We start from the raw sequence: 14,546 nt of genomic DNA, 5'->3' as shown, positions 1-14,546 counted from the left end.
TCGGCCTTGTGTGCCCACCCGTCAATATTGAAGTGTGCCGGATTGCGCGACGCCAGCCTGAGCGTCAACACAGCGCAACGCAGACTGATAACAACGACGGGCGGAAGGCGTTTTATCATAGGTGCAACAGATGTTTAAGAAAGTGAACACAGCCTTGCTCGGTCTGGCTTTGGCGATGGGGATGTCGTCTGCCAATGCTGCCGAAGCCAAGAAAGTTGACGTCCTGCTGATCGGCGGCGGCATCATGAGCACCACCCTGGGTGTGTGGATCAATGAGCTGGAACCGACCTGGTCGATGGAAATGGTCGAGCGTCTCGATGGCGTCGCCCTGGAAAGCTCCAACGGCTGGAACAACGCCGGTACCGGTCACTCGGCCCTCGCCGAGCTGAACTACACCCCGGAAGACGACAAGGGCAACGTAACGATCCCGAAAGCTGTCGAGATCAACGAAGCGTTCCAGGTTTCCCGTCAATTCTGGGCCTGGCAGGTTCAGCAGGGCGTGCTGAAGAACCCTCGCTCGTTCATCAACACCACACCGCACATGAGCTTCGTGTGGGGCGATGACAACATCAAGTTCCTGAAAAAGCGCTACGAAGCCCTGCAGGCGAGCCCGCTGTTCGCCGGCATGCAGTACTCCGAAGACCCGGCGGTGATCAAGAAGTGGGTACCGCTGATGATGGAAGGGCGTGACCCGAACCAGAAAATCGCGGCCACCTGGAGCCCGCTGGGTACGGACATGAACTTCGGCGAAATCACCCGCCAGTTCGCCGCTCACCTGCAAACCAAACCCAACTTCGATCTGAAGCTGTCGAGCGAAGTCGAAGACATCACCAAGAACGCCGACGGCACCTGGCGTGTGAGCTACAAAAACCTCAAGGACGGCAGCAAGACCGAAACCGACGCCAAGTTCGTGTTCATCGGCGCTGGCGGCGGTGCCCTGCACCTGCTGCAGAAGTCGGGCATTCCGGAAGCCAAGGAATACGCAGGCTTCCCGGTTGGCGGTTCGTTCCTGGTGACCGAGAACCCGACGATTGCCGAGCAACACCTGGCCAAGGCCTACGGCAAGGCTTCGGTTGGCGCGCCACCGATGTCGGTTCCGCACCTGGACACCCGTGTTCTGGATGGCAAGCGCGTCATTCTGTTTGGCCCGTTCGCGACCTTCAGCACCAAGTTCCTCAAGGAAGGTTCGTACTTCGACCTGCTGACCAGCACCACCACCCACAACATCTGGCCAATGACCAAGGTCGGCATCAAGGAATACCCGCTGGTCGAGTACCTTGCCGGTCAGTTGATGCTGTCGGATGAAGACCGTCTGAACGCGCTGAAGGAGTACTTCCCGAACGCCAAAGCCGAAGACTGGCGTCTGTGGCAAGCCGGCCAGCGCGTGCAGATCATCAAGCGTGATGAAGCCGCTGGTGGCGTGCTGAAGCTGGGCACCGAGATCGTTGCTTCGCAAGACGGCTCGATCGCCGGCCTGCTGGGCGCATCGCCGGGCGCGTCGACCGCTGCACCGATCATGCTGAGCGTGCTGCAGAAAGTCTTCAAAGACAAAGTCGCATCCCCTGAGTGGCAGACCAAGCTGCACCAGATCGTGCCGAGCTACGGCACCCAGCTGAACAGCGATCCGGCCAAAGTGGCTGCCGAGTGGGCTTACACCGCGAAAATCCTCGAACTGCCGACGCCTCCAGCGATCGGTCAGGTAGCTGCTCCGGCGGCACCTGCGGCTGACAAAGCCGTAGCGCCGAAGGAAAACGCTGCACGTGACATGGCTCTGTAAGCAGAACCCTGACACACAAAACCCACTGAACCGGCGACGGTCAGTGGGTTTTTTTATGCAGGGCGGATTCAGGCTTTTGCGGACGCGAGATAGGCACCGAGGCGCCGACCCATTTCTTCGCCCAGTGCCTGCAACCCGCTCAGCGGCCGCACCATCACTTCGAACTCGACGATCTTGCCGTGCTCATCGAAGCGAATCATGTCGATGCCTTTCAACTCCTTCGCATCAACCCTGGCGCTGAATTCGAGAATCACATTCAGGCCATCCGCCGTCGCCAATTCGCGGTGATAGGCGAAATCTTCAAAGACTTCGAACACGGTGTTGAGGATCATCGCCACCACCGGCGCGCCGGGGTAGGGCGTGTGGGCCATGGGCGAGCGGAACACAGCTTGCGGATCGAGCAGTTCGGGCAGGGCTTTGAGATTGCCGCTGCGGATCATCTCGTGCCAGCGCTCGAGGGACGCGGCGACGTTGGGCTGCAAGGCGAGGTCGGGCATGGTCACTCCGGTTTTTCTTGTTGTCGGTCGGCAATGACTGTAGATCAACCGCGCCGAAAGTGGATCCTCAAGTCTCAGCCTGAATACCGCTTCATGCCCGAAGCGGATCAGATGCGCATCTGATCCGTATTTTTCTGTTTCATCTGCCTCTGTATTCGGTACAGCCACAGGCTCAGAATGCCCCGGCAGTGCGGCCAGTCACCCTCCGACCTCATCCCGCAGCGTCCGGTGCACCGCACACCCAGCCTCAAGGAGCGCAACATGTACAAGATGGCGATTTTTCTCGGCGGCTTTCTGACCTTGACCATTCTGATTGGCGTGCTGGCGACGATCTCTCCAGTCTGATCCGCACGCAGCTTTTTCGAACTCTGCCGATCTCCTGCTTTCAGTTGCAGAACAGGGCCAGCACGCGCCCGTCACTGACAGTTCGAGGAGTGAAACATGCGTACGACAACCTCACAGGGACGTTGGGTTCCTATCGGTTTGATGGTCGCCGCATTGACCGGTTGCGCCATGAGCAACACCGATTCGCCGGTGCAGACACCCGGCCAGGCCAAGGCGTCCGACACGGAAATGCTCGAAGTCGGCGCGCAGTGGTTGCAGGACAAGCCGCCAATTCGCGCGTTGAACATGTACCTTGATGGTTTCCATTTTTACAACGGTCATCCCGGCGCGCAGATGGAAGCGCATCACTACTGCTCGGCGCTCAACGAAGAAGTGTTCCAGTGTGTGATCTACGACGGCAACACCGCTGAAGCCAAACTGATGGGCGTCGAATACATCATCAGCCAGCGCCTGTTCACGCAATTGCCAGCGAAAGAAAAAGCCCTGTGGCACAGCCACGCTCACGAAGTCAGTTCTGGCCAGTTGGTCGCGCCGGGCATCCCGCAAGTGGCAGAAACGCGCTTGATGGAAAAACTCGCCAATACCTACGGCAAGACCTGGCACACCTGGCACACCGATCAGGACAAGCAACTGCCGCTGGGCGTGCCGCAGCTGATGATGGGCTTTACCGCTGACGGTCAGGCCGATGCGCAAATGATCCGCCAGCGCGATCGGCGTCTTGGCATTGATAGCGCCGAAAAGAAAAAGGCCCGCGCCGAGATCAAACCGGCGCCTGTCGCAACGGGGGCTGATGCGTGGCAGAAGGGTAATGTCATCCAGCTCAACGACCCGACCGGCCATCAACACGTCATGCCGCGCCCGGCCACGCCAAGCGATGAGAATGCCCGGAGTCAGCCGTGATTTACGGCGCGCCGAACAGCATCGTCCAGTAAACGCCGTCGTCGCTGCGCGCTTCGCTGGCGAAGCCGGCGCCGACCTGAGTGAACATCGGGTTCATCAGGTTGGCGCAGTGGCCCGGGCTGGCCAGCCAGCCGGCCATGGCTTTGCCTGGTGAGCTTTGTCCCGCAGCGATATTTTCCCCGACCTGGCGGCCGCGATAACCGGCAGCACGGGCGCGGTCGGCCGGCATGTCACCGTCGGGATCGCGGTGGGCGAAATAATTGCCGTAAGCCATGGCTTTGCTGTGGCCCTGAGCCGCTGCGCCGAGGGCGGCATTCCAGCTCAATGGCCGCGCGGCGGCAAAGCGCTGGCGGCCGCACATACGCGGCCGGGCGCGGGCAGCGTTGACCTCGGCGAGCAGCGCCTTGCCGACGCTGCGGTTGTCACCGACGCGGCTGTCGAGCACCGGTTGCGCCAGCACCACCTGCCATTGATTGCGCGAATGGCTGATGCCGATGTCGGCGTAGTTCGCATCCAGCAAGGCGCCGCAATAATCGCTCTGCAACTGATCGAAGGCCTCGTCGGCGTCTTCGGCTCCGATAATGCGGATGCTGCGCACCGTGATTGCTGAATAGCCGGAAGACTTCAACGCCTCGCGCATGCCGCCGCCGTAGCGATAGCCGATCGGCAAGGCCAGATTCGATTTCAAAGCCAAAGGCGCCAGACGCTGCGCAGGGCGACGGTCGCAGCGCTGCGGATGGGCGCGGTAATCATTGATGGCGGCCACCAGCTCGCGCTCCGCACTGGCGTGGGCGGATTCAGTGAACAAAGGAAACAGGATCAGCAGGCACAGAGAAACGAAGCGAGACGAACGAACGGCGTGGCGCATGGGACGGACAGCTCTGAAAGGGGACAGCGCTAGAGTGAGGGAGCCGTGTGTGGCGGCGCGGATAGGACTGGGTTTTTTGGACTTGGTTCAGTGGCGGCAATGCAATTGAATTGCTGTTGTTTGAACCGCTGCCTTCGCGAGCAGGCTCGCTCCCACATCGCGCTTACGGCGTACTCGGAACAACTGTGGGAGCGAGCCTGCTCGCGAAGACGCCGCCCCGGTCGACCCCTCTATCACTGGCAAACAACCACTAGCGATTCAACACATCCCCCATCCACCGCAAATACTCCCCCCGCTCGGAAATGGAGTTATGCCCCGAGTCCGGCACCACCTTCAGCGTCGCCACGCCCGCAGGAAAACTCTCGAACAAGCGCTGCGTGCTGCTGCGCCCAATCACGTCGTCATCGCTGGCCGCCAACAGCAATGTCGGCGTGCGGATATGCGCCGCGTACTTGCCCGATTCAAAACGATCCTTGAGCAACCATTTCACCGGCACCCATGGGTATTGCCGTGCGGCGATTTCCTCGAGGCTGTTGAACGGCGTCACCAGAATCAGATTCTGCACCGGCCGCTGACTGACCAGGCGCACCGCTACCCCCGAACCGAGGCTGCGTCCAATGACTGCAATCTGCGGGTGGCTGGCATAGACCTGATCGAACAGTGCCAGCGCATCTTCGGCAATCGCGGCTTCGGATGGCGAGCCGGTGCTGCCAGCAAAGCCTCGGTAATGCAGGAAATACAGCGCGTAGCCAGGAAACGCCTCAGTGAATTCCGGCAGATTGCGCGAGACGTCCTCGGCATTGCCGCCGAAATAGATCAGCGCGCGCGATCCGCTGCGCTCTCGAGTTGTCACCCAGACCTCGGCATCCGGCATCGACAGTTTCATTCGCGAGTCCGCTGCAACCACGGCGGCAGGCTGGGGAAACCAGATCAGCGAGCGCTGAAACACGAACAGCGCGGCGCACAGCACCAGGTACACGGCAATGATGAAAACGACGAGTGACATCAGGGTTCGGGACATTCGGCTACTTTTAACGGGGAGAAAGGTTGGCTGTGGCAGTGTAGTTCAGCGACTGCGCCTGACAGCCGGCGCACACACCGTGCAACAGATCCGCGCAGCAGGAGGACTCGCATGCGCCACACTGAGGGTTACTCACGTCGCCGCTTGCTCACGCTGGCTGCCCAAGCTGCGGCGCTGCTCACCATTGATCGGGCATTGGCCGGCAGCGTAGCGCCGACCGCCACTGCGCCGCCCACGGCAGGAGACCAGACCATGCAGACCCGCGCCATCCCTTCCAGCTCCGAGGCACTGCCCATGGTCGGGTTGGGCACCTATCGCGGTTTCGACGTCGCGCCGGGCGATCCGGTTTACCGGCAGTTGCCCGCCGTCCTCGAAGCGCTGTTCAGGAAGGGCGGCACGCTGATCGACAGCTCACCCATGTACGGCCGCGCCGAGCAGACCACCGGTGAATTGCTGTCGATCCACGAACCGCGCTCGCCGGCGTTTCTCGCCACCAAGGTGTGGACGCGCGGGCGCAAAGAGGGCATCGCGCAGATGGAGCAGTCGTTCAGACTGCTGCAAACCGAGCGCATCGACCTGATGCAGGTTCACAACCTGCTCGACTGGCAAACGCACTTGCCGACCCTGCGCGAATGGCAGGAGCAGGGGCGGATTCGCTACATCGGCATCACCCATTACACCTCGTCGGCCTATGACGAAGTCGAAGCGGTGCTGAAAGCCGAGAAGCTGGATTTTCTGCAGATCAACTACGCTCTGGATGATCGTGCGGTCGAGAAACGCATCCTGCCGCTGTGCCGCGAGCGTGGGGTGGCGGTGATTTGTAATCGGCCGTTTGGCGGCGGTGATTTGCTCGCCCGGCTCAAGGGCAAGCCGCTGCCGGCGTGGGTCTCGGATGTACAGGTCAACAGCTGGCCGCAACTGGCGCTGAAATTTCTCCTGGCGCATCCGGCGGTGACCTGTGTGATTCCGGGGACCAGCAATCCGCGCTACATGGCTGACAACGCCGGAGCCGGTTTTGGGCCGATGCTGACCGATGCGCAGCGGCATCAGTTGATTGCGTTGCTGGGCTGAGCCGGGTCAACCGCGATAGCGCAACGCCTCCAGCAACAACGCAAACGCTGGCGCTGCCTGGCGTCGGCTCGGGTAGTACAGGTGATAACCGGAAAATGCCGGGCACCAGTCTCCCAGCACCTGGACCAGGCGACCGTCCGCCAGAAACGGCGCGACGACGTTTTCCGGGATGTAGCTCAGCCCGAAACCATCCAGCGCGGCGTCGAGCAACGGGTATACGCCGTTCAGGGTGACCTGCCCGGCGACACGCACCTTCAGACTCTCGCCGTCCTTTTCGAACTCCCACGAATACAGCCCGCCATTGGTTGGCAAGCGCAGGTTGTTGCAGGCGTGATCGGTCAGGTCGCGCGGGGTCTGCGGCGCAGCGCGTCGGGCGAAGTAGGCGGGGGAGCCGACCACGGCCATGCGCATGTCCGGGCCAATGCGCGTGGCGATCATGCCTTGGGCGACGTCTTCGCCCAGGCGCACACCGGCATCGAAGCCCTGGCCGGCGATATCGACGAAACCATAGTCACAGCAAACCTCGACGGATACATCCGGGTACTGCGGCAGGAAATCCTGCAACACCGGACGCAGGATCCAGTTCAGCGAATGGTCGGTGGCGCTGAGGCGGATTTTGCCCGCCGGGGTTTCGCGCAGGTTGCTCAGGGCGGCCAGTTCCACCTCGATTTCCTCGAAGCGCGGGCCGATGGTTTGCAGCAAGTGTTCGCCGGCCTCGGTCGGCGACACGCTGCGCGTGGTGCGGGTCAGCAGGCGCAGGCCGAGTCGCGCCTCGAGGCTGCGAATGGTGTGACTGAGCGCCGATTGCGACACGCCGAGTTTGGCCGCAGCCTTGGTGAAACTGCGTTCACGGGCGACGGCGAGAAAGGCGAGCAGGTCGGTGGCGTTTTCACGAAGCATTGATGATCGTCCTGCATAAGTTTTTTCGGATTCTAGTCGATTATCCAAAGAGTGCTGATCGCTACAGTGGTTGCATCATTTACTGGAGGAAATGCCATGAACCCGATTGCTGCTTCTGCACTGACGCTCTCGCTGCTGGCTGGTGAGGTGCAGGCCACCGAAAATCCCCGTGTCACGGTCACACCGAATGGCTCGCAACCTTCGGCCAAAGGCCCGGCTGACTGGTTTACCGGCACGGTGCGGGTGGATGCGCCGTTCAAAGGCACCGACGAGGCGCGGGTCAGTGGCGCGACCGTAACGTTTGAGCCGGGCGCGCGCACTGCATGGCATACCCATCCGCTGGGGCAGACATTGATCGTCACCTCGGGGGCAGGCTTGGTGCAGGAGTGGGGCCAGCCGGTTCGTGAAATCCGCCCGGGCGATACCGTGTGGATTGCCCCGGGCGCCAAACATTGGCACGGGGCAGCACCGACGACGGCGATGAGTCATATCGCGATTGCCGAAGTGCTGGATGGCAAGGTGGTGGACTGGATGGAGCAGGTCAGTGATGAGCAATATCCAAAGATCGAGTGAAACCGCGCCCCTCACCCCAGCCCTCTCCCGAGGGAGAGGGAGCCGATTGGGGAATGCTCGAGACCTTCGGCATTCTGCAAGCGTGGTGGTGAATCCACTCGACCCCTAGCACTCCATGCAGGTGCGCTAACAGCATGCGACTCACCCCAGGCGTCTCCCGAGGGAGAGGGAGCCGACCGAGGTGTCTTGCGATGTGCATCGACCTGAACGTGCCGTTGCGATTATGGATACACAGAAAGACTTTCACGTCGCTGCACATCCTGAATATACCTGGATCGGTCCCCTCTCCCTTTGGGAGAGGGCTAGGCGGGCGGCGTTCCGATGAGGGGCTTTTCGCTTCAGATCATCTCCGGCAACGAATCAAGAATCTTGTCCAGCGTAATCGGATACTCCCGCACCCTCGCGCCGGTGGCGTTGTAGATCGCATTGGCCACCGCTGCACTCACGCCGCAAATCCCCAATTCACCCACGCCCTTGGCCTTCATCGGCGACGAAATCGGGTCGGTTTCTTCGAGGAAGATCACTTCCTGATGCGGAATGTCGGCGTGCACCGGCACTTCGTATCCGGCCAGGTCATGGTTGACGAAAAAGCCCAGACGCTTGTCCACCGCCAGTTCTTCCATCAATGCGGCGCCGACGCCCATGGTCATTGCGCCGATGACCTGACTGCGCGCCGACGTCGGGTTGAGAATTCGCCCCGCCGCGCAAACCGCCAACATGCGCCGTACGCGAACCTCGCCAGTGGCGGCATCGACGGCGACTTCGACGAAATGCGCGCCGAAGGTCGATTGCTGATATTTCTCGGCCAGATCACCGAACTCGATGCTGTCCTCGCCGACCAATGCGCCGCCTTCAGCCGCGTTGCGCAGCGGCAGGCTCTTGCTGCCGACGCGCACCTGACCATCGGCGAACTCCGCCTGATCCGCCGCCAGCCCCAGCTTGGCCGCCACCGCTTCGCGCAATTTCACGCACGCAGCGTAGACCCCGGCGGTCGAGCAGTTGCCGCCGAACTGGCCACCGGAACCGGCCGAGACCGGGAAGTCCGAATCGCCCAGACGCACCACCACATCATTGAGACCAACGCCCATCATCTCGGCGGCGGTCTGCGCAATGATCGTGTAGCTGCCGGTGCCGATATCGGTCATGTCCGTTTCTACAACGACCTTGCCATCACGCTCCAGGCGCACGCGGGCGCCGGACTTGACCAGCAGGTTGTTGCGAAACGCCGCCGCCACGCCCATGCCGATCAGCCAGCGGCCCTCACGGCGTGTGCCCGGCTGCGCCTTGCGCTGATCCCAACCGAATTTCTCGGCGCCGATCTGCAGGCATTTGACCAGTTGACGCTGGGAGAACGGCCGCTCGGTTTTCACCGGGTCGACTTGAGTGTCGTTAGCGATGCGGAACAGCCCCGGGTCCATCTTCAGTTGTTCTGCCTTTCCGTCCATGGCAATTTCCAGCACCATCAGCCCCGGCGCTTCACCCGGCGCACGCATGGCATTGCCTTCGGGCAGGTCGAGCGGGGCGAGGCGCATGCTGACGCGGCGGTTTTCTGCGGCGTAGAGCAACTGGCTCGGTTGCGCGGCCAGTTCGACCTTGCCGTCAGCAAGGTTGCCTGACCAGCCTTCATGGGCAATGGCGGTCAGCTTGCCGTCCGCATTGGCACCCATGCGGATGCGCTGGATGGTTGCCGGGCGATGGGTGGTGTTGTTGGCCATTTGCGGGCGGGCGAGGGCGACTTTCACCGGCCGCCCCGCCATGCGCGCGCCGAGAGCGGCGAGAATCACGTCGGCGCGGATGAACAGTTTGCCGCCGAAACCACCGCCGATGTACGGCGAGACCAATCGGACTTTTTCCTTCGGCAGGCCGAGGGTTTTCGCGATGTCACCGACACTCCAGGCGACCATCTGGTTCGAGGTCCACACGGTCAGCTGATCGCCTTTCCATGCGGCCAGTGTGGCGTGCGGTTCCATCATCGCGTGGGACTGGTCTGGCGTGGTGTAGGTCTGATCGAACTGCACCGGGGCGGCGGTGAAGGCCTTGTCGAAGTCGCCATGATTGACGTCCGGCAGCTCGTCTTTCGGCTCGACGCCGAGGTCTTTGACGCTGGCCAGATCGAACTTGCCTTCGCTGGTTTGGTAATCGACCTTGACCAGTTGCGCGGCGGCGCGGGCCTGTTCGAAGGTCTCGGCAACCACCAATGCAACGGCTTGCTGGTAATGCTGCACTTCGGGACCGGCGAGCAGATGCGCGGCGTTGTAATCACCTTTGTCGAGCTTGCCGGCGTTCTCGGCAGTGACGATTGCGAGTACGCCGGGCGCGGCTTTGGCTTCGTCGAGATGAATGGCTTTGATCCGCCCTTTGGCGATCGCCGAATCGACCATGAAACCGTAGGCCTGATTGGCCGCCGCTTCATGTTGTTCGTAGGCGTAAGTGGCCTGGCCGCTGGTTTTCAACGGGCCTTCGATGCGCTCGGTGGGCTGGCCGACGACCCTCAGGCGGTCGATGGGATTGGTGGTGGCGGGCGTGTCGAATTTCATGCGGTTTCCCTCGCTTGCGCCAACACCGAAGCCAGCGTGCGCTCGACCAGTGGCAGTTTGAATTGGTTGTCCTCGGTGGGCGTCGCGCCTTCAAGCAGGCGTTCGCTGACTGCTTTGGCACCCTTGGGCAGCAGCGCTTCAGCGGCTTCGACCCGCCACGGTTTCGGCGCAATGCCGCCCACGGCGACGCGGCCGGTGCCGTCCTTTTGCAGGATCAAACCGACCGAGACCAGAGCAAACGCATAAGACGAGCGATCGCGAACCTTGTGATAAATGTGCGTACCGCCGACCGGTGCGGGCAGGGTCACGGCGGTGATGAACTCGCCGGGCGTCAGGCTGGTTTCGATGTGCGGCGTGTTGCCTGGCAACTGATGGAAATCGGCCACTGGGATGCTGCGGGTGCTGCCGTCAGGCTTTACTGTTTCGATCTGCGCATCCAGCGCGCGCATGGCGATGGCCATGTCGCTCGGGTGGGTGGCGATGCAAGCATTGCTGACGCCGATGATCCCCAGCTGCCGGGTGACGCCGCCGATCGCCGCGCAACCGCTGCCGGGGTTGCGTTTGTTGCAGGCCTGGTGGGTGTCGTAAAAGTAGGGGCAACGGGTGCGTTGCAGCAGGTTGCCAGCGGTGGTCGCCATGTTGCGCAGCTGCCCGGAAGCCCCGGCGAGCAAGGCGCGGGAGAGCAGGGCGTAGTCCTTGCGCACCTGCGCGTCGGCGGCCAGATCGGTATTGCGTACCAGCGCGCCGATGCGCAGTCCGCCCTCGGGTGTTGCTTCGATCTGGTCCAGGCCGAGGTGGTTGATATCGATCAGGTGCACCGGGGTTTCGATGTCGAGTTTCATCAGGTCAAGCAGGTTGGTGCCGCCGGCGATGAACTTGGCGCCCTCGACTTGCGCAGCCTGGGAAGCGGCTGCGGCAGGCGAGTCGGCGCGGCTGTAATTGAAGGCTCTCATGCCGGCACCTCCGCGACTTCAGTGATGGCTTCGATGATGTTCGAGTAAGCGCCGCAGCGGCAGATATTGCCGCTCATGCGCTCCTGCAGTTCGGCGGCGATCAGCTTCGGCGGCTCGGTCAGGCTTGGGCTGACGTGGCTGGGAATGCCGTCGCGGATTTCCTTGAGCACCGCGACCGCCGAGCAGATCTGCCCAGGGGTGCAATAGCCGCACTGGTAACCGTCGTGCTTGATGAAGGCGGCCTGCATCGGGTGCAGCTTGTCCGGCATGCCGAGGCCTTCGATGGTGGTCACCTCACTGCCGTCGTGCATCACCGCCAGGGTCAGGCAGGAGTTGATCCGCCGACCGTCGGCGATCACCGTGCAGGCGCCGCACTGGCCGTGATCGCAGCCTTTCTTGGTGCCGGTCAGGTGCAGGTGTTCGCGCAGGGCGTCGAGCAGGGTAGTGCGGGTGTCTACTTCGAGGGTTTGCGGTTTACCGTTGACTTGCAGGGTCACTTGACTCATGGCCGGTTGCTCCAGACTGGCCGCGTAGGCCTTGAGGCTGATAAAGGGGGGCATGGCGAACGCCGTCGCGGTTACGGCGCCGAGGATCATGAAATTGCGTCGGGAAATCGGCATGGTTCGATTCCTTTTCTCTCATCGGGCGGCAGGATTGCAAAAGGCCCAAACGGGCGCGCCGGCATGCATGCCAGTCTCGTAAAAGGAGTGACCGCAGCGGGAGGGAAAAGGTTTTGTCGGATTTGCGCTAAAGAGTTATGTGCGCAGCTCATCAATTGACCCGTGGGAGCGAGCCTGCTCGCGAAAGCGTCGGGCCAGACCCAGCCGCTGCTGGATGTGCCGACCTCTTCGCGAGCAGGCTTGCTCCCACAGTGGAGATGTGTTTTTCAGTTATGGCCCACCCACCACCATCGAGGTAAACGGTGCGACGTACGCCTGCAACGTCACCAGCCCGCCGACCAGAATCGCCAGCACGATCGAGTGGAAGAACACGTAACGCAGAATCTCGCCCTCATGCCCGTACCAACGGGTCGCGGTGGAGGCGACGACGATCGACTGCGCGTCGACCATCTTGCCCATCACCCCACCGGAACTGTTCGCTGCCGCCATCAGCACCGGACTGATACCCAGCTGTTCCGAGGTCACCCGTTGCAAGCCGCCAAACAGCACGTTCGAAGCCGTGTCGGAACCGGTCAGCGCCACCCCCAGCCAGCCGAGCAGCGTGCCGAACATCGGATAGAAAATCCCCGTGGCCGCAAACGCCAGGCCCATGGTCGCATCCAGCCCCGAATAGCGCGTGAGGAAGCCCAGCGCGAGCATCGCCGCAATCGTGATCAACGAAAATCGCACCACCCACAACGTGCGCAGGTACTGCTTGATCAGTTGCGGGATCGAATACCCCATCAGCAGACCGCCAACAATCGCCGCCAGCAAAATCCCGCTGCCGGTCGCGGTCAGCCAGGTGAACTTGTAAATCGCTTCCTCGGCTTTCGGCGCCGCGACAACCGGCGGCACTTTTTCTATTTGCAGATGCAGACCGGTGAAGGTCACCGCCGGGGCGAAGATCGGATTGGCCTCGCGTACCGGTTTGCCTTGCGGGTCGAGCTTGGCCGATTGCGTGACCGGGTCGATCACTGGGCGCGTATCGAACATGTTCTTGAAGCCCTGCGTGCCCCAGGCAAACACGAACACCGTGAGGATGATCCACGGCATCCACGCACGCATCACTGCCGGACGCGCCTGATCGCTGAACGCAGCGCTGGCGGTGACTGTTTCTTCGTCGACCTTGGAGTTGTCGACGCGCCCGGACAGCGCTGCCGAGGTGTGGATGGTTGCCGGTTTCCACACCTTGAGGAACAGCGTCAGGCAGGCCATGGAAATCAGCGCGGCGATGACGTCCACCAGCATCGGCCCGTGATAGTTCGAGACGAGAAATTGCGGGATGGCGAAACTCACTCCAGCCACCAGAATCGCCGGCCACACCTCGAGCATCTTGCGCCACCCGGCAAATGCCCAGATCAACCAGAACGGCACCAGCACCGAGAAGAACGGCAGCTGTCGACCGACCATCATCGACAGCTCCATCTCGTCCAGCCCGGTGACTTTGGCCAGGGTGATGATCGGCGTGCCCAGCGCACCGAAAGCCACGGGCGCAGTGTTGGCGATCAGCGCCAGACCCGATGCGGCCAGTGGCGAAAAACCCAGGCCGATCAGAATCGCCCCGGTCACCGCTACCGGCGTGCCAAAGCCTGCCGCACCTTCGAAGAACGCACCGAAACAGAAGGCGATCAGCAGCAATTGCAAACGTCGGTCATCGGTGATCCGCGCGAGGGAATCCTGCAGCACTTTGAACGAACCGTTTTCGGTGGTCAGGCGATGCAGAAAGATGATGTTGAGCACAATCCAGCCGATCGGCAGCAAGCCATTCGCCGCGCCGAACAACGCCGCCGAACCGGCCATGCCCGCCGGCATGTCGAAGGCGAAAATCGAGATCAGCAGGGCCGACGCCAGCGCCAACAGCGCCGCCAGATGCGCCTTGACGTGAAAGAACGCCAGCGCCGCGAGCATCACCACCACCGGCACTGCGGCCATCAGCGTGGAGAGTACCGGGTTGCCGAACGGGTCGTAGATTTGCTGCCAGACCATGATCCACCTCTGCTTATTGTTATTGAGGGCGCAGATCCATTGCATGGGGGTAGGTTGCAAGCAGTATAGGTGGCGTTACGCCGCTGTTCGGCTGCGACGAACGAGCCGACAAACGGTCGATAGTGGCCACTGAATCAACGCGCTTTTGCCCGGTCGTATCTGCGGCTGCGCGCACTGCGTCCCGAAGACGCGGGCAGCGTGGCGATTTCCGTCGTCAAGACCTTGGGTTTTAGGGAAGTGTTGAATGAAGCAAGCGACAACCATGCTGCTCACTGTGACCGCCGCCGTATTGCTCAGCGGCTGTATTGCGGATTTTGATGATGACCATCGCCATGGCCGGCACTACGACCGCGACCACGGCCGCTATTACGACCATGACCGGCGCTGGGACGACCGCGATGACGACCGCCGCGATGGCCGTCGTTATCACCGTGATCGCGATGATGACTGATTGAATGA

The 14,546-nt window shown here is 62.0% G+C and carries 14 protein-coding genes; 6 read left to right on the top strand and 8 right to left on the bottom strand.

Annotated elements, in window-relative coordinates; all coding sequences use genetic code 11:
* Positions 1-130: 130 nt before the first annotated feature.
* Positions 131-1,777, top strand: coding sequence for a malate dehydrogenase (quinone) (mqo, locus tag OC605_RS26505; RefSeq protein ID WP_024013303.1), 1,647 nt, complete (start codon positions 131-133; stop codon positions 1,775-1,777).
* 68 nt (positions 1,778-1,845) lie between these two features.
* On the opposite strand, the gene OC605_RS26500 is transcribed toward mqo, so the two are convergent.
* A complete protein-coding gene (locus tag OC605_RS26500; protein WP_262140335.1) occupies positions 1,846-2,274 on the bottom strand; it encodes a nuclear transport factor 2 family protein in 429 nt (142 codons plus the stop codon).
* Positions 2,275-2,451: 177 nt separating this feature from the next.
* On the opposite strand from OC605_RS26500, the gene OC605_RS26495 reads away from it, so the two are divergent.
* Positions 2,452-2,619, top strand: coding sequence for a hypothetical protein (locus OC605_RS26495; protein ID WP_024013301.1), 168 nt, complete (start codon positions 2,452-2,454; stop codon positions 2,617-2,619).
* A 96-nt stretch (positions 2,620-2,715) separates the two neighbouring features.
* Entirely contained in the window at positions 2,716-3,519 is an 804-nt protein-coding gene (locus OC605_RS26490; RefSeq protein ID WP_038861835.1) for an OBAP family protein, read from the top strand.
* A 1-nt stretch (position 3,520) separates the two neighbouring features.
* Here OC605_RS26490 and OC605_RS26485 read toward each other — a convergent pair whose 3' ends face one another.
* Positions 3,521-4,387, bottom strand: a complete 867-nt coding sequence (locus OC605_RS26485; RefSeq protein ID WP_125926928.1) for a CAP domain-containing protein — start codon at positions 4,385-4,387, stop codon at positions 3,521-3,523.
* Between the two features lie 250 nt (positions 4,388-4,637).
* Positions 4,638-5,408, bottom strand: a complete 771-nt coding sequence (locus OC605_RS26480; protein WP_125926929.1) for an alpha/beta hydrolase — start codon at positions 5,406-5,408, stop codon at positions 4,638-4,640.
* Between the two features lie 111 nt (positions 5,409-5,519).
* On the opposite strand from OC605_RS26480, the gene OC605_RS26475 reads away from it, so the two are divergent.
* Positions 5,520-6,479: an aldo/keto reductase gene (locus tag OC605_RS26475; RefSeq protein ID WP_262140334.1), complete on the top strand. Its 960-nt coding sequence runs from the start codon at positions 5,520-5,522 to the stop codon at positions 6,477-6,479.
* A 6-nt stretch (positions 6,480-6,485) separates the two neighbouring features.
* On the opposite strand, the gene OC605_RS26470 is transcribed toward OC605_RS26475, so the two are convergent.
* The gene (locus tag OC605_RS26470; protein ID WP_262140333.1) at positions 6,486-7,379 is read right to left on the bottom strand and encodes a LysR family transcriptional regulator; all 894 of its coding nucleotides are present in this window, start codon (positions 7,377-7,379) and stop codon (positions 6,486-6,488) included.
* A 96-nt stretch (positions 7,380-7,475) separates the two neighbouring features.
* On the opposite strand from OC605_RS26470, the gene OC605_RS26465 reads away from it, so the two are divergent.
* Positions 7,476-7,952: a cupin domain-containing protein gene (locus tag OC605_RS26465; protein WP_262140332.1), complete on the top strand. Its 477-nt coding sequence runs from the start codon at positions 7,476-7,478 to the stop codon at positions 7,950-7,952.
* A 338-nt stretch (positions 7,953-8,290) separates the two neighbouring features.
* On the opposite strand, the gene paoC is transcribed toward OC605_RS26465, so the two are convergent.
* From paoC to OC605_RS26445, 4 genes are all read right to left on the bottom strand, one after another.
* Positions 8,291-10,489 carry an aldehyde oxidoreductase molybdenum-binding subunit PaoC gene (gene paoC / locus OC605_RS26460; protein WP_262140331.1) on the bottom strand — a complete coding sequence of 733 codons (2,199 nt, stop codon included), beginning with the start codon at positions 10,487-10,489 and terminating at the stop codon, positions 8,291-8,293.
* Positions 10,486-11,442, bottom strand: a complete 957-nt coding sequence (locus tag OC605_RS26455; protein ID WP_262140330.1) for an FAD binding domain-containing protein — start codon at positions 11,440-11,442, stop codon at positions 10,486-10,488. The genes paoC and OC605_RS26455 overlap by 4 nt, the downstream gene beginning before the upstream one ends.
* Positions 11,439-12,062 carry an aldehyde dehydrogenase iron-sulfur subunit PaoA gene (gene paoA, locus OC605_RS26450; RefSeq protein WP_041480864.1) on the bottom strand — a complete coding sequence of 208 codons (624 nt, stop codon included), beginning with the start codon at positions 12,060-12,062 and terminating at the stop codon, positions 11,439-11,441. The genes OC605_RS26455 and paoA overlap by 4 nt, the downstream gene beginning before the upstream one ends.
* 270 nt (positions 12,063-12,332) lie before the next feature.
* The gene (locus tag OC605_RS26445; protein ID WP_056789178.1) at positions 12,333-14,087 is read right to left on the bottom strand and encodes an L-lactate permease; all 1,755 of its coding nucleotides are present in this window, start codon (positions 14,085-14,087) and stop codon (positions 12,333-12,335) included.
* Positions 14,088-14,331: 244 nt separating this feature from the next.
* On the opposite strand from OC605_RS26445, the gene OC605_RS26440 reads away from it, so the two are divergent.
* Entirely contained in the window at positions 14,332-14,538 is a 207-nt protein-coding gene (locus OC605_RS26440) for a hypothetical protein (protein ID WP_016775135.1), read from the top strand.
* The last annotated feature ends 8 nt before the right edge of the window (positions 14,539-14,546 follow it).

This window comes from Pseudomonas sp. Marseille-Q5117, assembly GCF_946901175.1.
GTDB classification, from domain to species: Bacteria; Pseudomonadota; Gammaproteobacteria; order Pseudomonadales; family Pseudomonadaceae; genus Aquipseudomonas; species Aquipseudomonas iranensis.
This window is presented reverse-complemented; position numbering and strand designations above follow the sequence as displayed.